The 20,740-nt window shown below is 41.2% G+C and carries 15 protein-coding genes and 3 pseudogenes; 13 read left to right on the forward strand and 5 right to left on the reverse strand.

The window, feature by feature from the left end; all coding sequences use genetic code 11:
* The 3 genes from H6G08_RS21280 to H6G08_RS21290 form a co-directional block, all read left to right on the forward strand.
* Positions 1–694: class II aldolase/adducin family protein (locus H6G08_RS21280; RefSeq protein WP_190546516.1), on the forward strand; the 694-nt coding region annotated here is incomplete at its 5' end.
* 546 nt (positions 695–1,240) lie between these two features.
* A complete protein-coding gene (locus H6G08_RS38250; RefSeq protein ID WP_313942352.1) occupies positions 1,241–1,621 on the forward strand; it encodes an LLM class flavin-dependent oxidoreductase in 381 nt (126 codons plus the stop codon).
* 92 nt (positions 1,622–1,713) lie between these two features.
* Positions 1,714–2,883 (forward strand): LLM class flavin-dependent oxidoreductase, encoded by a 1,170-nt coding sequence (locus tag H6G08_RS21290; RefSeq protein WP_190546518.1) that lies wholly within the window; start codon positions 1,714–1,716, stop codon positions 2,881–2,883.
* A 720-nt stretch (positions 2,884–3,603) separates the two neighbouring features.
* Here the strand turns inward: H6G08_RS21290 and H6G08_RS21295 are convergent.
* Entirely contained in the window at positions 3,604–4,371 is a 768-nt protein-coding gene (locus H6G08_RS21295) for a sulfite exporter TauE/SafE family protein (protein ID WP_190546520.1), read from the reverse strand.
* A gap of 316 nt (positions 4,372–4,687) precedes the next feature.
* On the opposite strand from H6G08_RS21295, the gene groES reads away from it, so the two are divergent.
* From groES to H6G08_RS21335, 8 genes are all read left to right on the forward strand, one after another.
* Positions 4,688–4,999, forward strand: a complete 312-nt coding sequence (groES, locus tag H6G08_RS21300; RefSeq protein WP_190546522.1) for a co-chaperone GroES — start codon at positions 4,688–4,690, stop codon at positions 4,997–4,999.
* A 112-nt stretch (positions 5,000–5,111) separates the two neighbouring features.
* A complete protein-coding gene (gene groL, locus H6G08_RS21305; RefSeq protein ID WP_190546524.1) occupies positions 5,112–6,752 on the forward strand; it encodes a chaperonin GroEL in 1,641 nt (546 codons plus the stop codon).
* Positions 6,753–7,160: 408 nt separating this feature from the next.
* Complete coding sequence (locus tag H6G08_RS21310; RefSeq protein ID WP_190546527.1) at positions 7,161–8,858, forward strand: FAD-dependent oxidoreductase; 1,698 nt, start codon at positions 7,161–7,163, stop codon at positions 8,856–8,858.
* Positions 8,855–9,196, forward strand: coding sequence for a 4Fe-4S binding protein (locus tag H6G08_RS21315; protein ID WP_190546529.1), 342 nt, complete (start codon positions 8,855–8,857; stop codon positions 9,194–9,196). The genes H6G08_RS21310 and H6G08_RS21315 overlap by 4 nt, the downstream gene beginning before the upstream one ends.
* A gap of 214 nt (positions 9,197–9,410) precedes the next feature.
* On the forward strand, positions 9,411–10,058 hold the full coding sequence (locus H6G08_RS21320) for an HAD-IA family hydrolase (RefSeq protein WP_190546531.1): 648 nt from the start codon (positions 9,411–9,413) through the stop codon (positions 10,056–10,058).
* A gap of 510 nt (positions 10,059–10,568) precedes the next feature.
* Positions 10,569–11,102, forward strand: coding sequence for an SUMF1/EgtB/PvdO family nonheme iron enzyme (locus H6G08_RS21325; protein ID WP_242046224.1), 534 nt, complete (start codon positions 10,569–10,571; stop codon positions 11,100–11,102).
* Positions 11,086–12,387 carry a sulfatase-like hydrolase/transferase gene (locus tag H6G08_RS21330; RefSeq protein WP_242046225.1) on the forward strand — a complete coding sequence of 434 codons (1,302 nt, stop codon included), beginning with the start codon at positions 11,086–11,088 and terminating at the stop codon, positions 12,385–12,387. Before H6G08_RS21325 ends, H6G08_RS21330 begins: the two co-directional genes overlap by 17 nt.
* A 109-nt stretch (positions 12,388–12,496) precedes the next feature.
* Positions 12,497–13,375: a bile acid:sodium symporter family protein gene (locus H6G08_RS21335; RefSeq protein ID WP_190546533.1), complete on the forward strand. Its 879-nt coding sequence runs from the start codon at positions 12,497–12,499 to the stop codon at positions 13,373–13,375.
* Between the two features lie 514 nt (positions 13,376–13,889).
* On the opposite strand, the pseudogene pstB reads toward H6G08_RS21335, so the two are convergent.
* The 4 genes and pseudogenes from pstB to H6G08_RS21350 form a co-directional block, all read right to left on the reverse strand.
* A pseudogene (gene pstB / locus H6G08_RS21340) lies at positions 13,890–14,594 on the reverse strand (phosphate ABC transporter ATP-binding protein PstB); the annotation flags it as partial.
* A gap of 234 nt (positions 14,595–14,828) precedes the next feature.
* A pseudogene (locus H6G08_RS37625) lies at positions 14,829–15,308 on the reverse strand (IS1634 family transposase); the annotation flags it as partial.
* Positions 15,309–15,353: 45 nt separating this feature from the next.
* Positions 15,354–16,046 (reverse strand): annotated as a pseudogene (locus H6G08_RS37630) (site-specific integrase); the annotation flags it as partial.
* A gap of 427 nt (positions 16,047–16,473) precedes the next feature.
* On the reverse strand, positions 16,474–18,096 hold the full coding sequence (locus tag H6G08_RS21350) for an iron uptake porin (RefSeq protein ID WP_190546535.1): 1,623 nt from the start codon (positions 18,094–18,096) through the stop codon (positions 16,474–16,476).
* A 678-nt stretch (positions 18,097–18,774) separates the two neighbouring features.
* Here H6G08_RS21350 and phnC point away from each other — a divergent pair.
* Entirely contained in the window at positions 18,775–19,572 is a 798-nt protein-coding gene (phnC, locus tag H6G08_RS21355) for a phosphonate ABC transporter ATP-binding protein (protein WP_190546537.1), read from the forward strand.
* A gap of 116 nt (positions 19,573–19,688) precedes the next feature.
* Positions 19,689–20,711 carry a phosphonate ABC transporter substrate-binding protein gene (gene phnD / locus H6G08_RS21360; protein WP_190546539.1) on the forward strand — a complete coding sequence of 341 codons (1,023 nt, stop codon included), beginning with the start codon at positions 19,689–19,691 and terminating at the stop codon, positions 20,709–20,711.
* Positions 20,712–20,740: the final 29 nt, after the last annotated feature.

A 20,740-nucleotide genomic window follows, 5' to 3' on the forward strand; every position in this document is an offset into this window, starting at 1 on the left:
ATTAACAATTTATTGGGGTGAGAAAGCGATTGTTATCGGCAACTGCTTTCTCACACTTAAAATGATTATCATTTTAATTACTGTATATTTTATTCTCTGGAAGTCCCTTAATCCTTTTGGGATTCATTTCAGCCGCGTGCGTGTTTCTGACTTAATCTTGGTGAATGCTCAAGGTGAAGTTGTTCAAGGTAATGGCGCACTCAATCAAGCAGCTTATGCTATTCACTCCCAAATTCACGAAGCCCGTCCAGATGTAGTAGCGGCGGCTCATGCTCATTCCTTCTATGGCAAAACTTGGTCAGCACTAGGTCGCTTAATCGATCCGATTACTCAAGATTCTGCTGTGTTCTATCAAGATCATGCTTTATTTGATGATTACAAAGGCATTGTGTTGGATACCAGTGAAGGAAAACGCATTGCGGAAGGATTAGGTAATAAAAAAGCGGCAATCCTCCGCAATCATGGATTATTAACAGTAGGACATACTGTAGACGAGGCGGCTTGGTGGTTCATTCGTCTAGAAGATGCGACTAAATCCCAGTTGCTAGCAGAATCCGTAGGTAAACCCATTCCTATTGAGCATGATCTCGCTTTGAGTATTCAACAACGCAATGGTACTCATGAAGCAGGTTGGCGTGCATTCCAATATTTGTGGGATGAAATTACCCGCGATCAACCAGATTTATTGGAGTAATACCCTTTCACGTTAATTATGATACAAAGACGCTGGTAGAGGCATGGCATTGCCCAGTGGTGTCAACTTAACGTGAAACCCGCTTGGTTGGAAGGTTTCGCCCTCACCCCCAGCTCCTCTCCCACCAGGAGAGGGGAGCAAGAGATTTAGTTCCCCTTCTCCTGCGGGAGAAGGGGTTAGGGGATGAGGGCGAGAGTTTTTGTACAACACGCGCCGTATATAGCTTTTAGCTTAAGTTGACACGCCATGCCCTGAAGCGAAATCTATATATATCAGAGTTGAAATGGCATAAAAGGGAACACAAAACAGGGTATTTGTTCAGGAGAATTTTTCATGCCAGTAGAGTTTATTGGGTTAATCCGCACCAAACCTGCTTCGGAGTTAAACAGTTTACCGGGTAGTCTAGTGGTCTGGCAAGTCAACTTTGCTGGGTGAAAAAACGAACCACGAAGGCACGAAGTAATCAAAGAAAGAGGAAAAGAAGAGAACTAGAAAATTTCATGCACCTAGCATAGTTCCCTTGTCAGACTACTAGCGGATGATATTATTGACCCCGCCTATGTGCGTGAGTTTGCCCAAGCTCATGAACAAGGGGATTTTGATAAGGTACTAATCGGCTATAGCTCTAGTAGTCCTGATGGTTTTACCATTGCTACCCATGCAGCTGCGTTTACAGAACGCTTAGGCTTTTTGATTGCTCATCGCCCAGGCTTTGTTGCACCAACTTTAGCAGCACGCAAAGCGCAAACAGCAGCTTCGATTCGTCGCCCTACAGGAAACTTTGCCGATCATCTGGCTGTGGCGTTACCTCTAGCTTCTGGGAATTTATTAACAAATCTCGGTGGAGGTTTACCTATCCGCTTCGGTGGTGTCCATGTAGGAGCCATTGGTGTTGGCGGTGGTATTGTTGAACAGGATATTGCGTAGACGCGAAGCGGCTTGTCGATAGACATCGCCAAAGCCGCATTAAGTGCGATCGGTGCAGATCCAATAGATTAGTTATCTACCCCATTTGAGCGATGATTCTTAGCCATTACCCTGGTTCAATTGTCGGAAGCGATCGCTTTTTGGCTCCGACAGATTTCCCCGACAGCCCCCTCTCTCAAGCGTTGCAACAGCCTGTATTGTTGGGGTTATTTCTCCCCATCCAAGCAGGCGGTTGGAGTGCTTCTACATTACCACGCACTACTGACTGGAGCTTTGAATATAACAAGGATTTGGTGCTGAAAACTGAGGCGCTGGGCTTTGATTTAGTATTTGCGCTGTCACAGTGGTTACCCAAAGGCGGCTATGGTGGTGTGTTCAACGGTCAAGCACTGGATTCTTTTGTGACTACAGCTGCACTCACCAGCGTCACACAGAAGATTATGCTCATCTCTACAATCCATGTGTTGTACGGGCCGATTCATCCCTTGCACTTAGCTAAATATGGCGCAACACTCGACCATATATCAGGGGGGCGCTGGGGTATTAACGTGGTGACTGGACACCGCGCAGTTGAACATGAAATGTTTGGTTGGAATCGGATTGAGCATGATCATCGTTATGAACTTGCAGCTGAGTTTATCGAAGTGCTGCAACGTTTATGGGGTGATAATGAAAACTTCTCATTTGAGGGTAAGTCTTCGTGGAAACTCAATGGTGCTTACGTCACACCTAAGCCGAAATATGGCCGTCCGGTGCTAGTTAATGCTACAGGCTCAGATGCGGGTATTTCCTTTGCTGCACGCTATTCTGACATTGTGTTTATCACCAGCCCAGCAGGTTTAGATTTCCAGAGTGCGATCGCAGCATTACCCCCACATACTAAAAGAGTCAAGCAAGCTGCACGAGATATCGGGCGCGAAGTACGCACACTTCTCAACCCGATGGTAATTAGCCGCGAAACTGAGCGCGAAACTTGGGAATACCACGATGCGATCGTTGCTCATGCTGACCCAGCTGCGCCTTTAGGCTTTAGCAGATTTGATAGTGACGCGCACGCTTGGAAAGGTCGTGTCGGTAGAGATGAACCAAAGCGGCGGGCTATTGGTGGGAACATCGAGGTCATTGGTACACCTGAGCAGGTAGTCGAGCAGTTTGTCCAGTTGAAAGAGGCTGGTATTGATGGCTTGCAGTTGAGCTTTTATGACTTTAAGCCTGATTTGGAATTTTTTGGCGATCGCCTGTGCCAGTTGCGTAAGTCCTGATTACCTAAAAATTGACATTTGCAACTGAAAATTTTACCTTTAGGGACTTCCAAATAAAAAAATATTCCAATCATTACTTACCAAATCCGCAACTGGTAGGGGCGGGGTTACCCCGCCCCTACAATTTGGCATAATTTATTTTTTGGAGTTCCCTTATTATCCTCATCGAAGTTAGTAATTTTTGTACTAGCCAATCAGGATTTTAATTTAATAATTATTTTTCTATTTAATTTTGATAGAAAAATAATTATCAAATTTTTGCCATGTTCCCTAATGCTTGATAGAGGTAAATATTCAATCAAAAATATTTTGATTTTGGTTGGTATATATGCAATCATAATTTTTAATACCATTAAATCTACTCGCTTATGGTAGTTAAATTAGAAAGAAATTTGACTACCATCTTATTTAATGAATTACTATCTAAAATTCATTTATAGACGATTTATCTGGCGGAAGGCATAGCTTTTCGTGCATCATCTGTAAAGAAATATTTGCAATATATTTTACCAAATAAAATAATTTGCTTAATATTACTTTACCACTGGGTAATTAGTTTTTTAAATATAATTACTCACTCGTCTAGGACTGATCAAACAGCAGCCAAATTGGGATAGCGCAATTGATACAACGGTAGCTAAAATTTCCCTTTTCTAAAACCTGAATGCGAGCGCCTATGGTTCGTTAAGATTACTTAAAATCGCAAAAACACTCAAGTTATTATGTATGGATAAAGAAATAACTAGTCATCCCAAAACCAGTCACAACAATCAGATACTTAACTAACTGAGGATTAAGCTTTCGAGCATAATAGGCACCTACATATCCACCGATAGTTGATCCCAGCATGATGAAAAATGCTTGATTCCAGTTAATAACTCCAACAGGTATAAAAGTTATAGTTGCAGCAATAGTATTACAACTCATCAACAGTACCTTCAGCCCATTAATTTGGTGAATTTGCTCCAAACCAAGCAGTCTAAGTACAGCTAAGAGTAGAAAGCTAATGCCTAAACCGTAAAACCCTCCATAGATAGCAACGAAAAATAGAACCAAAGAGGATGTATGTGGGGACGATCTGCTATTTTGATCCGCTTTAGGAAGAACGGTAGACAACCAGGACAATAACGAATCACTGAAAGTAAATAAAAGTGTGGCTAACAGCAATAGATAGGGAACTAGTTCCTTAAGAATTTCGCCAGAAATCCAAAGCACTAATAGCGCACCAATAATGCCACCCACAAGACTAACACTACTGAATACCACGCACAAACGTCTGCTATCTTGTAAATCTGCTTGATAAGCTTTGACACTAGCAATTAATCCTGGTAACGCTGCGACAGTGCTGGTGGCGTTAGCAACAACAGGTGACATACCCGTGATTAGTAGTGCTGGAAACACGATCAATCCACCACCACCCGCCACTGAATTTAACACTCCACTGGAGAGAGCAGCGAGAAAGAGAAAGCTAGCTTGTATAAGTGTCATATCCATCAAGGAAATCACTGCTTGATTTTTTTTAGTCTTATGACATCATACTTAATATAATACAAACTACGATAATCCGATAAAATTTTAGTAGTTTAACCTCCACTACTAGCAATTTCTCATTTTGCTCACTATTCATTGGATTAGTTTGATTGGGAAACCTTTCATGCCTACTGTTTAATTTGACAAACACCATGCATGATGAATTGTCCTCTCAATTAAATCTGTGCAATTGAGCAAACATCTTCCTCGATCAGTTCATAACTGAATTACACCCATTTGTTCACCTTCAAAAAGTTAGTTTAGAGAATTTTGTATGGCAGCTATAGCATTAAGCGTATCTACTGTTAAGCCTCTAGGCGATCGCGTTTTCATCAAGGTTAGTGAATCCGAAGAGAAAACAGCAGGAGGTATTCTTCTACCTGATAGCGCTAAAGAAAAGCCACAGGTAGGTGAAATTGTTGCCGTCGGCCCTGGTAAACGCAATGATAACGGTACTCTTCAAACTATAGATGTTGCCGTTGGTAATAAGGTTCTGTTCTCCAAGTATGCAGGTACTGATATCAAACTAGGTACAGAAGAATACGTTCTATTGTCTGAAAAAGACATCTTGGCAGTTGTTGCATAGTTGATTGCCATTAGTTACCCGTTTAAACATTTTGTTGACAGTCAACAGTCAACGGTCAACAGTCAACAAAATTGATTCACTTACACAATATTTAGAGAGAACTTGCATCACTATGGCTAAACGCATCATTTACAACGAAAATGCTCGTCGCGCCTTGGAAAAAGGAATTGATATTCTCGCTGAAGCAGTAGCAGTTACCCTCGGCCCCAAAGGTCGTAATGTTGTTTTAGAAAAGAAATTTGGCGCACCTCAAATTGTGAATGATGGCGTTACCATCGCGAAAGAAATTGAATTAGAAGATCACGTTGAAAACACAGGTGTATCTCTAATTCGCCAAGCAGCTTCTAAAACTAACGATGCTGCCGGAGACGGTACTACAACTGCAACTGTGTTGGCTCACGCCATCGTGAAAGAAGGATTGCGGAACGTAGCGGCTGGTGCAAATGCTATTGAAATCAAACGCGGTATCGACAAAGCCACAGGTTTTCTCGTAGACAAAATTAAAGAACACGCCCGTCCTGTAGAAGATTCTAAAGCGATCGCACAGGTTGCGGCTATTTCTGCCGGTAACGATGAAGTCGTAGGTGCTTTAATTGCTGAAGCCTTAGATAAAGTTGGTCGTGAAGGCGTAATTTCCCTAGAAGAAGGTAAGTCAGTCACCACCGAACTAGAAGTTACAGAAGGCTTGAACTTCGACAAGGGTTACATTTCTCCCTATTTTGCCACCGATGCCGAGCGCTTGGAAGCTGTATTCGATGAGCCTTTTCTGCTGTTAACCGACAAGAAAATCGCATTAGTACAAGACCTCGTACCCGTACTAGAGCAAGTAGCGCGTGCTGGTCGTCCCTTGGTAATTATTGCCGAAGATATTGAAAAAGAAGCTTTAGCAACTCTGGTAGTTAACCGCCTGCGTGGCGTACTGAATGTAGCTGCTGTCAAAGCACCTGGATTTGGCGATCGCCGCAAAGCTATCTTAGAAGACATTGCCATCCTCACAGGCGGACAGTTAATTACCGAAGATGCTGGTCTAAGACTAGATGCTACCAAGCTTGACCAACTCGGTAAAGCCCGCCGCATCACCATCACCAAAGATAGCACCACCCTCGTAGCTGAAGGTAACGAGCAAGCTGTCAAAGCACGGGTAGAGCAAATCCGTCGCCAAATCGAAGAAACAGAATCTTCCTACGATAAAGAAAAACTGCAAGAACGTTTAGCAAAACTCGCAGGTGGGGTTGCAGTCGTGAAAGTGGGTGCGGCTACAGAAACCGAACTCAAAGACCGCAAGCTACGTCTGGAAGACGCTATCAACGCCACTAAAGCTGCTGTCGAAGAGGGTATTGTTCCCGGTGGTGGTACAACACTGGCACATTTAGCCCCTGGCTTGCAAGAATGGGCAAAGTCTAACCTAGTGAATGAAGAATTAACAGGCGCATTGATAGTATCTCGCGCACTGTCTGCACCTCTCAAGAGAATTGCTGAAAACGCCGGTCAAAACGGTGCAGTAATTGCAGAACGAGTCAAAGAAAAAGAATTCAACGTTGGTTACGATGCAACCACTGGTGAATTTGTGGATTTGTTTGAAGCTGGGATTGTCGATCCCGCCAAAGTAACCCGTTCCGCAGTACAGAATGCTGCATCAATTGCAGGTATGGTACTAACCACCGAAGCCATTGTAGTTGACAAGCCAGAACCCAAGGATGCTACACCTGCTGCACCCGGTGGCGGCGGCTTAGGTGGCGATTTCGATTACTAATCCTGAATTGGTTGTAAAACAATAGGTTTTGGGTCTTTTGTAATCTTCAGAGGCGATCGTCAAATATTGCGATCGCCTCTGAAGATTACAATTTCTCTTCCTTAGCGCTCTTCGCGTCTTTGCGGTTCGTTTTTTTATCCATCAAATTAATTTGCAATATTTAATTTTGAAAAGCTAATAATTAGGGTATCATATTATCTGAAATCATATATTTATCAATACTCTTTGAACTTGCTTGCCGACTTACGCAACCAAACAAGATGAAAAACTCCACCCACAAGGGTTACGCCGTCAGCGTCAGCCGAACGGGGATGGAGTTTTTGGGCATGGGGAATCGAGCATGGGGGAGGCAGTGCGTTGCTGGTTTCCAGTGTTGTGCAAACTGCCGTCATGGGAAAGAACATACCAATGCCCAATGCCCAATGCCCCAAACAGGGTGCAACTACCAACAAGGAGGAAAAACAATTGCTCACAGTCGATAGCGAAACAGAACTACAACTAACCGCCGATGTGCTGGTAATTGGTGGCGGGCCCGCCGCAGCATGGGCCGCATCAGCAGCAGCCGCCCAAGGTGTAAAAGTCATCATTGCAGATAAAGGCTATTTGGGTACGAGTGGAGCCGCAGCAGCTAGTGGGAATGGCATCATGGCCCCTTCTCCAGACAATTGGGAGAAAGTTGTATCGGAACGTTACCGCATTGGAAAAAACCTCGCTAACTTACGTTGGATTGAACGTGTCATTGAAAAAACTTGGCTAAGTTTGCCCTTAGTGGAAGATTGGGGCTATCGTTTCCCTAAAGAAAATGGGGAATCTGTGCGTCAAAGTTATTATGGCCCGGAATATATGCGAGTACTCCGCAAACACCTGTTGCGTGTGGGCGTGCAAATTCTTGACCAAAGCCCCGCTTTAGAACTGTTATTAGCTGAAGATGGTTCTGTGGCTGGCGCTAGAGGTGTACAACGGCAAAATAATCGCACTTATACCGTTCGCGCTGGTGCAGTAGTTCTAGCAAATGGCGGTTGTGCATACTTGAGTAAAGCTTTAGGTTGCAATACCAATACAGGTGATGGATTGCTGATGGCTGTGGAAGCTGGCGGTGAACTTTCTAGTATGGAAGCTTCTAATCACTATGCTATTTCGACGGCTTTTAATGCCACAGTGACAAGAGGAGTTCCCTTTGGCTGGGCTAGTTACACCGATGAAGCAGGTAATGATTTAGGTGGCTATATCAATGGTCGTCGCGATCCCGCATTCCTTCCCAACGCCCTCTTAAAAGGCCCCGTTTATGCTCGTTTGGATCGAGCTACACCTGAAGTTAAAGCAGTAATTGAAAAGTCTCATTTCATCGCGTATTTACCCTATAAAAAGGCTGGTATTGACCCCTATACAGAACGAGTACCTGTAACACTAGTTTTAGAAGGTACAGTTCGAGGTACTGGTGGAATTCGGATTATCAATGATAGTTGCGGAACAAAAGTACCTGGACTCTACGCTGCTGGTGATGCTGCATCACGGGAATTTTTAGCAGGTTTAGCTTCTGGGGGTGGTGGTCCTAATGCTGCTTGGGCAATTTCTACAGGACAATGGGCGGGAGAAGGTGCAGCAGCTTTTGCGAAAAGTTTGGGCGCTCATGCTCATGAAAGGGTTGTGTATCCTGCTGGACAAGCGGGAATGCGTTCCCAATCCCCCACATCTGAAACATTCGATAGTAACGCGATCGTGCGTGGTGTTCAAGCTGAGGTATTCCCCTTAGAGAAGAATTACCTGCGTTCTGAGCAGAAACTTCTGGATTCTCTCGCCAAATTAGAAACTTTGTGGCAGCAAGTACAAGAGAACCCGAAACAAGATACCGTGCGCGATATCGAATTTTCTCGCAGAGCTGCTGCGCTGACTGCTGTAGCAAGATGGGGATATTTTAGCGCTTTACATCGCAAAGAAAGCCGCAGCGAACATATTCGCATAGACTATCCCGAAACTGATCCCAATCAGCGTTATTACCAAGCCACAGGCGGTTTAAATAAGCTGTGGGTAAGACGGGATTGGATTACAGATGAGACTACGACATCACCAGTATTAACAACTCAAACTACAGCCTCAGTATCATGATCGAGCTTGTCAGCCATCAACTCTGCATTAATTGTAATGTCTGCGTTCAAGTATGCCCTACCAATGTCTTTGACGCAGTTCCTAACCAACCACCTGCGATCGCGCGTCAGGAAGACTGTCAAACTTGCTTTATGTGTGAAGCATACTGTCCAGCAGATGCGCTTTATGTTGCACCCCAATCTCATACAAATGTTGCCGTCAACGAGGATGATTTAATTGATAGTGGGATTATGGGTGAATATCGTCGCATCTTAGGTTGGGGATATGGTAGAAAAAATAACAGTGAATTAGATACTGCTCATAAATTGCGCCAACTACCACGCCCTTATCAAAGTTAGTTTACTGTTGACGGTTGACGGTTGACGGTTGACTGTTAACTGTTAACCGTCAACGATTTGAAACGGAACAATTTCTGGCGTTGCACAATTGCGGAATGATTTAGCTCACGCAGAGGCGCAAAGACGCAGAGAGAATAAGGAGTTTAAGATTTTAATACATCGAAATTTATCCTCTGATTCAGCAATGCCTAATTTCTTTTGTCGTTTTTCATAAATGAAGCATCTTTGTGTCATTTTTGATTTGGATGGAACTTTAGTTGATAGTGAAAAGCTTTGTAACCAAGCATTTATAGATTTGCTACCTTTTATCAATGAATCAGTTGACAGTCTAATTTGTCGATATCGTGGCAGAAAATTAGCTTTAATCTTAGCGGATATAGAAATAAGATATGGTGAAAAGCTGCCTATGGATTTTGAAACAATATATCGTCAAAAAGTGAATGAATTATTTGAATTTTATTTGCAGCCAGTAACAGGCGTTCCAGAGATGCTACAAAAGCTAGAATATCCTGTTTGTGTTGCCTCAAGTGCTCCTATCGCTAAAATTCGTAAGGCTTTAAATGTCACAAATCTATCGCATTATTTTGGCGAACGCTTGTTTAGTTCTTATGATGTAGGCTCGTGGAAACCCGACCCAGATTTATTTTTATACGCAGCTAATAAAATGGGATTTCCACCCGAATCTTGTGTTGTTATAGAAGATAGCGATGTCGGAATTCAAGCTGCACATTCATCTGGAATTTATGCTTTGAAATATTCAACAGAGGAGAAAGCAGAGACACAAAATAATGTGTTTTCTAATATGAAATCTCTTGCAAAACGGCTGGATAATATTTATGCGCTGAAATGCGATCGCTCATAAAACAGCACAAGATATCTAATAATTTAATGACTTTTGGCGATAGGGCATATCGAGAACAGTTGCCTGAATCAGGAATCCTTCTATTGCAATAGTCGATGAGTTGTCAGGCTATATCAATGCCAGCAAACAAAGTTCTTGACTTATTTTTGCTTAAGAGGTAGGTTATCAATATTGTCTTAAATCCGGTAAATCTATCAATATATAGTATGATGCAAATTTAAAACAATATAAACTTTTTTAAATTAGTGCAAATTCATGGCAATTTTTGATGAATAAAGAATTGCTAATTTTTTGCATACAGCAGATTGTCATCTGGTGAGGTACAAACGATCGTTGATTGTAGGGGCACTGGCACTGCCATGCCCCGAAGCGCGTACCTCATTTACCTGAAATATGCTGTATTAATTATTAGCAATATTGAGTCTGAATTTTGATTTCTTCTTGTTAACAGTCAACACCACTGTGTTAAGGAAAAGTTTTTTAGCGCTGTTATTGGTTATAGGAGTAGCAATGTCTACGGCGATTCCTCCCGCTTTTGCTGCTACCGCTAATCCCTGTCCTCCAGAAATGGTAATGATTCCTGGTGGAACATTTACGATGGGATCGGATAATTCTGGTTATATAGAAGAACTCTCAGCACAAGAAGTAAAAGTTAGTTCATTTTGTATCGATAAATACGAGGTCACAAATTCCCAGTTTGCAGAATTTGTCAAAGCGACGGGTTATGTCACAGTTGCAGAGCGTCCTTTATCAAAAGAACAGTTTCCCGACTTACCAGATGAGCAGAGATTACCCGGTTCTTTAGTGTTTGCAATAGTACAACCAGGAGCAAAACCACTGAGTTGGTGGCATTGGCAAACTGGGGCGAATTGGCGACATCCATTTGGCAAAGAAAGCGGAATTGCCCATCAAGATAACTATCCAGTTGTTCATATTGCTTACGAAGATGCTGTAGCTTACGCCCAATGGGTAGGAAAATCACTACCCACCGAAGCCCAATGGGAATATGCTGCCCGTGGTGGGTTAGATGCTGCAACTTATTAATGCCGTTGACCAACTTGGTGAACTGGATAACACCTTAGTCATATATGTGGTGGGAGATAACGGTGCTAGTGCCGAAGGCGGTTTAACAGGTAGCGTCAATGAACTGCAAGTTTTCAACGCCGTACCCGAAAATCTCCAACAACTGCTAGCTGCTTATGATGATTTAGGTAGCCCCAAAACCTTCAACCATTTTCCAGCTGCTTGGGCATGGGCAGTCAACACTCCCTTCCAGTGGACAAAGCAAATCGCCTCTCACTTTGGCGGTACTCGCAATCCCTTAGTAATTTCCTGGGGCGCAAATATCAAAGACCAAGGCAGCATTCGCAGTCAATTCCATCATGTAATTGATATTACACCTACAATTTTAGAAGTAGCGGGAATTACTGTACCGAAAGAAGTAAATGGTGTGAAGCAACAACCAATTGAAGGTACTAGCCTCGCTTATACATTCAATAATCCTAATGCATCCTCACATCGGGAAACGCAGTATTTCGAGATGCTGGGTAACCGAGCTATTTACGATGAAGGTTGGGTAGCTGCGGCGCGTCATGGTCGTCTACCTTGGGAACGAACTGTAAAAGGTAGCTTTGATACAGATGAGTGGGAACTGTACAACATTGCCGAAGATTTCAGCGAGGCGAATAATCTAGCCAAGAAAAACCCAGAAAAGTTAGAAAAACTGCAAAAGTTGTTTTTAAAAGAAGCTAAGAAGCATAACGTCTTACCACTAGACGATCGCATTGCTGAAAGATTTGATGTTAAAATTCGTCCCAGCCTCACCAGAGGACGCACAACATTCACCTACTATCCAGGTACAGTTGGCATTCCAGAAGGTAGCGCCCCAAATTTGAAAAATCGCTCCTTCACGATTACAGCTAATGTAGAAGTTCCGGAAAATGGGGCAGAAGGTGTAATTTTAACCCAAGGCGGTCGCTTTGCGGGTTGGAGCTTTTTCTTAGAGGATGGTAAGCCTACATATATCTACAACTATGCCAACACCGCCCGCTATACCATTCAATCACCAGAAAAATTACCCTCTGGTAAATCTACAATCCGGTTCAACTTTGATTATGACGGTGGTGTAGGTGCAGGTGGCATCGGCAAATTATTTATTAACGATCAACAAGTAGCTGAAGGTCGAGTTGATAAAACCATTGCTTACCGTTTAGCCCTAGACGAAACCTTTGATGTAGGCAGAGATACAGGTACTCCTGTAGTTGACACCTACCAAGTACCTTTTAACTTCACTGGTAACTTACAACAAGTCAGCCTGGAGTTGAAGTAATCAATATTGGGGCAGAGGAAGCAGAGGAAGCATAGGAGAAATAACTATGCCCAATGCCCAATGCCCCATGCCCAATGCCCAATGCCCCATGCCCCATGCCCTATAAATCATGAATGAAATATTAGTAATAATCGACAAACTTGCCCTATTCACATTCATTGTGTTTACTATGTTAGGTGCAGGTTTAGGTTTAACTATCAAACAAATTTGGGAACCACTCCGCAGCCCTAGACTTGTGATTTTATCTTTGCTGACAAATTTTGTATTGGTGCCAAGTTTTATCTATCTGCTAGTACAAATAGTGCCTCTAAGTGAGGCATTAAAAGATGGTTTATTAATCATGGCACTAGCATCAGGCCCCCCAGCTTTGCCTAAACTTGCTCAAATAGTTAAGGGCAATATAGCCTTTTCTGTGGGATTAATGATGTTGCTGATGTTTGGCACGATTTTTTATATGCCATTACTACTACCTTTAGTTGTGCAAGGGGTACAAATCAATTCTTGGGATATTGGTAAACCTTTGTTATTGATGATGATTAGCCCATTAGTAATTGGACTATTTATCAAAGCCAAATTTCCTGCGATCGCTCCTGTTCTCCAGCCTATTTTCTTTAAATTATCTAGTAATGGATTATTGTTAGGTTTAGTAGTCCGATTAATAATTCACACCAACGATATTATTGGCTTATTAAAAACAGGTGCAATCTTTGTTTGTGCAGTATTTATTATTTTTTCCTTTAGCGTTGGTTATCTTTTAGGCGGGCCTGGTATTGATACTCAAAGAGTGTTAGGAGTAGGAACAGCGCAACGCAATTTTGCCGCAGCATTATTAGTAGGAACAAGTAATTTTGACGACCCCAACGTGGTCAGCATTATCATGGTGACAAGTTTATTAATGATGGTGACAGTTTTGATTATCGGGCCAAGGTTTATAGAATTAGACCTACCAAAGGATGGAGACATCAAACAGTTAGAGACACTAGGATGAACAAACACATCTGCTCATAAATAAAGAATAATATATAATTAATTTTATTTATTCATGATGCTGCTCAAAATTATATTTTTTTGAACGCAAAGGTACGCAGAGTTTTTTTGAGTTTTATAAATGACGATATGCGCCAGCTTTGTCAATTGTTATAGATCGGGTGATATGTTCGGTGACGCTAGCGAGGGCAGAAAGTAGGGTGAAAGGCTAAAAATTAAAATTAGGAGGTGAACTTGCTTAACCGACTTCCAGAAAATAAATTATCCAATTTCCGAAAGAAGATATTATTTTTCCCCCTGCCCCTCTGCCTACACAGTGATAGTATATTTTGGCATTGCTGAATTATGGGATGAAATTTAACAGCTTAAAATTTAAAACTCCTTATTCTCTCTGCGCCTCTGTCTTGAAAAGTTCTGATCGGAGGAAGCCTCCGCTCAGACTTTTCGCTGCGTCTCTGCGTGAAATAAATCATCCCCCATTTATGCAACGCCTATATTTTATTAGTTGGAAGTCCCTAACCGAAGCGTCCGCTAATATAGTCTTCGGCTTCTTTGGTTTGCGGCGAGTTGAACATTTGCTCTGTTGGACTAAACTCGACTAATTTTCCGCGACGTTTGCTGTGTTCGTCTATTTCTGTATTAAAGAAAGCTGTCCAATCGTCAACTCTAGCAGCTTGTTGCATATTAGGAGTTACCATAATAATGGTGTATTGTTCCTTCAATTCTAAGCAGAGTTCTTCTACTTGGCGGCTAGAAATAGGATCGAGAGCCGAGCATGGTTCATCCATTAATAATACATCGGGCTTCATGGCGATCGCTCTCGCAATGCAGAGTCTTTGCTGTTGTCCCCCCGATAAGGCTGTACCCTTTTCTTTGAGTTTGTCTTTCACCTCGCTCCAAATCGCTGCGCGTCTCAGGGAATCTTCAACTAATTCATCGAGATTACCTTTATAGCCGTTAGAACGGGGGCCAAACGCAATATTTTCGTAAATTGATTTGGGAAAAGGATTCGGACGTTGAAATACCATCCCGACTTGACGGCGCAATTTTACAGAATTAATCCGAGGATCGTAAATATTGCGATCGCGGTAATTTAACCTTCCTTCTACTTTAGCACCAGGAATTAAATCATTCATCCGGTTGAAGCAGCGTAATAGGGTACTTTTACCGCATCCTGAAGGGCCAATAAAAGCCACGATTTGTCTCTCAGGAATTTGTAACCTACATTCCGCACTTCAAATTGAAGTACAAAGAGATTACAGCCAAGATAAAAGCAAAAAATCAGGCTAATTAAGACTCATAGTAATGAAGGAATCTGCGGCATGAAGATAAATAATCCAACAGAAAATATTTGACCTATAAAATAGGTTATGTAAGCAATAAAAATTTGAGGTGCAATTACTGTGCCTCCAGATATTAATAAATTGTGATTCACTCTCCTAACGTTGTTTAGATTAAGAAAGCAGATAATATTTTTGGCAAGAGAATGGCAGGCAATTCAAAATAAAATGGCGTTCTGAAGTTAAATTAATAATTTGATTAACCCCATTTAAACTCAAAAGATGAATTCCTTGTAAACATTGAAATACCCATCTTAACGTAGGAGATAACGTTAACTTTCCTAATTGATTTTTGATTCCGATTTTGATTCTTTTTAAGCTATTCCTCAGTTCCCTCTGACCGAGATTGTAAACTAACAAGCACAGCGACATTAAAAATAACATCGTTTCTATTCTCTCAAGGTTTTCAACAAAGAAACTATCAGCAAAAAATCAAGGGTCTTTCAAAAATCTAAATCCTCTCTCACAGGACTGTTGATTTTTATAATTTTTAATAATTTCTGATGGTTCTAACTTTTCATCATCAACTAAATTAGTAGCTAAAATAAATCTTCCGGCTGATTTTCTTTGTATTTCTATCTCTTCTGGTTTTTCATTACCCACTAATTTCGCTACATCCTTCACGTCCATCCCACTCTTCAATGCCAGGGTAATAAAGGTATGTCGAGTCTGATAAAGCTTGCGGTATTCAATTCCATCTATCTTTGCCAGGGTTGCTTTCCAACCTCGATTCGTCAAATTGTGAACATCAATCCACATTCCTTCTTTTGAAGGAAACACTTTTGCATCATCAGAAACAGTCACAGGTTTAATCGATTTCAGTAGGGTTGCCAGACGAGTGTTGATCGGAAAACTCCGCTTCTTCTGAGTTTTCAAACCCCTCTTGCAAACTAACCCAGACTCCGACACCACCACAGCTTGTTCAAAACGGATACTACTAAAGTCCAAAGAAATGTGCTTCCATTCCAAAGCAACAGCTTCAGATGGTCTACAACCTGTCATAAACAAAAATTCAATTAATGAGGCGTAATATTTGTAATAACGACTTTCCTTGAATGCTTGAATAATGCGTTCACGAAGTGACTCCGAAGGAGTATCGCGTTCTTCTTGAGTAAATGCGTTAATATCCGTATCTTCCCTTTCACCTTTGGGAATCTTGATATCACCTGCCATATCCTCAAATGGGTTTTCTTTGATTAACCCAGACTTCACAGCCCAATCGCAACAAGCCGATATTTGGGTCAAAATCCGTTTGCAGGAATTTGGAGTTTTATTAGCAATTAACCAATCCCGAATTGCGTTCACGAAGTGACTCCGATAGGAGTATCGCATCCGCAACCGACTTCACAGGGAGATTAATATGGTAACTGTTCGATAGCTTAGAGAATTAACAAACCAAAGTTGCTCAACTTCTTGCCCAACTGACCCCAGATATTGCTGCTTCTGTGACTGGCTATGATTTCATTTTGGATGCCCTATCTGCCGCAAACATTTTTTGAATTGGTATTATCAAATAATTTTTTGTATCAGAGTTTTTGCAAGATATTTTCGTATACAGTACAAAATTCTGCTTTAAACGCTTGTTGAAAATTTTCCACAAGCGTTAGCTGATACGAACTCTTGAAAATCAAATAATTATTAAAGTATTTTTATTTGCTGGACTTGCCCATTGATCCTTTCTACAAGATAGCAAATTGGCTAGAGTTGGACAGTGCGATCGCCTCTATCATTCAAGAAGCGATCGCATCGGCAGATGAGTTTAGAACGTAAAAGTAGTACGCACTACTCCCACATAGATATTTGGGTTACTGCTGTTACCTTCAGGATTTAAGAGGGTGATGAATCCTGGGGTAATAGCAATGTTGTCATTGAGCTTATATCTATAAAAGGCCTCTAAATGATAGGTGACATCATCATCTTGGCGACGATTAGTACCACTAACATATTCATTGCTAGCTGCGTAAGGCGGTACACCAAACACAAAACCTGCAAAATTGCCTTTCTTTCCTAAGTCAGGAAAGCCTAGCTGAACCGCCCAATTCCAAATCTCTGCATCGCTTCTAGCGACGGCTGTATTTTCAGCTTTGGCATTGGTATAGCCGCCCCAAGCAGTAAGGGTAAACTGAGGACTGAATTTATAATTGGCAGTCACACTATAGTTATTTACAGAAGTTCGCGCACCGTTGAATGGATTGTTGGCAAAACCAGTACCAGTGCTACCTGTAACTCCACTACCATCGGTGTAATAAGCGTTGACATAGGTAAAAGCCAAGCTTAATTGTGAGGCTGGCTGAAAAGTAATTTGCCCTAATGCAGAGTACGTACCATTAAACATACCTCGACCATTACTGGGGTCATTACCAACACCAGATGGCACAACGTAGCCAGCCGTTAGGGTCAGAGCTTTATTAAACTGATGACTAATGATAATACCAGGCCCTTCTGCTGCTCGATAAATTGGGTTATAGCGCCCAAAGCGAGATAGAGCACCTGAACCACTAGAATCGAAATTGCGGCTGAGAGGAGGTACTTCATCAATGTATTCCAAGCCTTCTGTGGCTATGCTGGCTATTGTGGAGTTACCTATGGGGAAACGGTAAAACAAAGCTGAGACGCTGACATTGTTGGATTCATTACCATCAAACCCTAAACGAGTTTGGTTAGTACCAGTTACAGCACTATTGAACGAGGTTATGTTTCTACCTTGTAACCTCACTCTTAGGCGGTCTTTACCAGTGAAGCTAGTATCAAAGTTCAATCGGACGCGATCGGCAAAAATTGCATTTTCTTCGAGTTTTGGTCTGCTACTACCACGATTTTGGGCATCGGTATTGATTGCTCTATCGGAGCCAAACACACTAGCCAAGGCAAAAATCGCTTCTCCTCGCAGTTTCGTAGTTGTGGCAAATTGCTGTGATTCTATAGTCGCAGTACGAGCTTCTAGACTATCAACTCGACCCCGCAGAGTTTGTAACTCGGCTGTATATTCTTCTTGTAGCTTTTGTAATGTTATTAGGTCTTCTTTATTGACTAAATCGGCTGTACCGCTAGCTATTAGTTGATTTATCTGATTTAAACAAGCATTCAAACCAGCAGCAAACTCATAACGAGTCAAAGCCCGATTCCCTCGATAGGTTTGGTTAGGATAGCCAGCAATACAGCCGTAGCGCTCAACTAAAGATTGCAATGCTGCAAAAGCCCAGTCTGTAGGCTTAACATCTGATAGCTGAGAAACTGAGGTTACTTGTCCCATATCCTCAGGGCTACTCAAACTGGATGCTTGATTGACAGGTACTTCAGATGCTATTGCTGGTACTGCAACCATCAATAAGTCTAAAATCACTGGGCTAAATAACAAAGAATGCCACCAAAACTTATGCACGGATTTAACCTCACACCTGGTAGGGATTAGTGAAAAATAATCTTCAATTGTCTGGTAATCGCACCTTTATAGAAGTAAGCAAGATTAACTTACTAACTAATGCCAGTTGGGAATTAAGCTTTCAATTCCCAGTAATTTCAAGAATTAAATGTTAGGCAGTAAAAAAGTCAATCTTTAGGCAGAAGGTTTTGCTAAATCGACTTTAACAGTATCAAAGCATAATTACGTAACACAATCCAGAGATTGTCTAAAAAGCAAAATAATTGTTATTTGTTTACCTATTCTTAATTAGATAGATATTTTTCGTTAAAGTATTTCTGATTTTACACGGACGAAAATAATGGCTAATATTCATGTTGACTGTTGACTGTTGACTGTTGACGGTTGAATGTCAACAAAGCTAGATGTAATATTTCATAAATCTTAAACTGATGGCTATTTCAAGAAAACACATTTATCGTAATAAGAATAATTTAGATTTTATTTAATTAATTTTTAACCAAATAATGCAGCAGTAGAAATACATGAAAAATCTCTATTATATTGATATATATTTATGATGAACTCGCTCATTAGACTGATAATTAAATAAAAAAACTATAAATTATCCTTGCGTTAATTGATTCTTAAACAAACAAGATTATTAAATCTTAGTTAGAGAGATTTAACTGTCAAAAGATGACAAGTAAAGTGGCAATCGAAGTTAGTAAACTCTCGAAGAGTTTCAAGGGTAAAATAGCGCTTAAAAACGTAAGCTGCACAATTAATGATGGGGAAATGGTTGCCCTTATCGGTGCATCTGGCTCAGGCAAATCTACGCTCTTACGGCACATGAATGGCTTGCATCTTGGAGATGTGGGCACAGTTTATACTTTTGGCACTGTTCTCCAAAGTAAGGGTAAATTACACTCTAGAATTAGAATCTTACGCAGCCAAATCGGCTGCATTTTCCAACAGTTTAACTTGGTAAATCGGCTGACAGTTATTGAAAATGTTCTCGTTGGTAACTTAGCAAAATTATCTATTTTGCATTCAATATTACATTTATTTACCAAAGAAGAAAAATTTCAAGCTCTCGCGGCACTAGAAAGAGTAGGGATTCTAGAACAAGCTTACAAACGCGCCTCTCAGCTTTCTGGAGGGCAGCAACAACGAGTGGCGATCGCGCGTTGTTTAGTACAAGGAGCCAAAATTATCCTTGCAGACGAACCAATCGCCTCGCTAGATCCCGAATCGGCGCGCAAAGTCATGGAATTACTGGTGCAATTGAATCGCCAAAGCGGAATTACTGTAGTTGTTTCCCTACACCAAATTCAGATGGTGCGATGCTATTTTGATCGAGCGATCGCGCTTAGAGATGGCGAAGTCATGTTTGATGGCGCAACTGTAGAACTAGATGACAAGAAACTCAATGAAATTTACGGCGCAGCTGCAGAAGAACTAGTCATGCGAGGACATGGCGAACTGCTCGTATAATTCTTACCTATTTTCCCATGAATAAATACTTAAAAAGTATGACTCCGGAATAAAAATTCTGGATGTTTACAGCTTTTATATTAGCCGCAAACATTTAAGGAACAGAGGAATCAATCATGAACCGCAGATTATTTATTCAGCAGGCTTCTTTGTTTACTATAACTTTGGCAAGCGCCAAAATACTTTCAGCTTGTAGTTCTACTAATGCTGATAATAGTAATTCAGCTAGTAATTCAGCGATTAAAGAAATTAACTTTGGTGTACTGTCTACAGAATCCCAAGCTAATCAAAAACCAATTTGGGAACCTTTTGCTGCTGCTATGTCAAAGGAAGTTGGGATTCCTATTAAACCCTTTTATGTCACACAATATGCAGCAGTTATAGAAGCCATGCGCTTCGGTAAAGTTCAAGCAGCTTGGTTAGGTGGTAAATCCTATATTGAAGCCGCAAAAGTTGCTGAAGCAGAAGCTTTTGCTCAAGTTGTGAGTAAAGATGGTACCAGGGGTTACTATTCTCATTTAATTGCTAATAAAGATAATCCGATTACTGCAGAAGCTAAAGCAGTAGGTGGCGATCAATATGTGATTAAAAATGCTGCAAATCTTACCTTTGCTTTTAATGAGCCTAATTCTACCTCTGGCTTCTTAGTTCCCAGCTACTATATTTTTACCAAAAATAATGTAGACCCGAAAACAGCTTTTAAACGCTTGGTGTTTGCAGGTAATCATGAAGCTTGCGCTTTGGCGGTAGCAAATAAACAAGTAGATGTAGCTACTGTTAGTAATGAAGCATTAAATCGTTTGGAAAAAACCAATCCTACTGCTAGACAGAAGATTGAAATTATTTGGCAATCACCTTTAATTCCCAGCGATCCAATTGTTTATCGTCAAGACTTACCAGCAGATATCAAGCAGAAGTTGCAAAACTTTTTCTATAACTATAAAGACGCTAAAATTATAGAACCGTTTGGAATTTCTGGTTTTGTTAAGGCTGAAGATAAAACTTGGCATACAATTCGAGAACTGGAGATTGCGAAAAAGATTCAAGAGACTCAAGCTAAAGATAATCTGAGCGAGAAGGAAAAACAGCAAAAAATAGCAGAACTTAATCAGCAACTCAAAGAAATTCAATTGAATTAAATGGTTGATAGTTGACGGTTGACTGTTGA

It is taken from the genome of Calothrix anomala FACHB-343 (genome assembly GCF_014696435.1).
Lineage (GTDB): Bacteria > Cyanobacteriota > Cyanobacteriia > Cyanobacteriales > Nostocaceae > Aulosira > Aulosira anomala_A.

What these genes read in the sequence shown, in the direction of transcription:
- H6G08_RS21290 (WP_190546518.1), top strand. Translation starts at nt 1,714, where the DNA reads ATGATTCTTAGCCATTACCCTGGTTCAATTGTCGGAAGCGATCGCTTT.
- H6G08_RS21295 (WP_190546520.1), bottom strand. Translation starts at nt 4,371, where the DNA reads ATGACACTTATACAAGCTAGCTTTCTCTTTCTCGCTGCTCTCTCCAGT.
- groES (WP_190546522.1), top strand. Translation starts at nt 4,688, where the DNA reads ATGGCAGCTATAGCATTAAGCGTATCTACTGTTAAGCCTCTAGGCGAT.
- groL (WP_190546524.1), top strand. Translation starts at nt 5,112, where the DNA reads ATGGCTAAACGCATCATTTACAACGAAAATGCTCGTCGCGCCTTGGAA.
- H6G08_RS21310 (WP_190546527.1), top strand. Translation starts at nt 7,161, where the DNA reads ATGCCCAATGCCCAATGCCCCAAACAGGGTGCAACTACCAACAAGGAG.
- H6G08_RS21315 (WP_190546529.1), top strand. Translation starts at nt 8,855, where the DNA reads ATGATCGAGCTTGTCAGCCATCAACTCTGCATTAATTGTAATGTCTGC.
- H6G08_RS21320 (WP_190546531.1), top strand. Translation starts at nt 9,411, where the DNA reads ATGAAGCATCTTTGTGTCATTTTTGATTTGGATGGAACTTTAGTTGAT.
- H6G08_RS21325 (WP_242046224.1), top strand. Translation starts at nt 10,569, where the DNA reads ATGTCTACGGCGATTCCTCCCGCTTTTGCTGCTACCGCTAATCCCTGT.
- H6G08_RS21330 (WP_242046225.1), top strand. Translation starts at nt 11,086, where the DNA reads ATGCTGCAACTTATTAATGCCGTTGACCAACTTGGTGAACTGGATAAC.
- H6G08_RS21335 (WP_190546533.1), top strand. Translation starts at nt 12,497, where the DNA reads ATGAATGAAATATTAGTAATAATCGACAAACTTGCCCTATTCACATTC.
- phnC (WP_190546537.1), top strand. Translation starts at nt 18,775, where the DNA reads ATGACAAGTAAAGTGGCAATCGAAGTTAGTAAACTCTCGAAGAGTTTC.
- phnD (WP_190546539.1), top strand. Translation starts at nt 19,689, where the DNA reads ATGAACCGCAGATTATTTATTCAGCAGGCTTCTTTGTTTACTATAACT.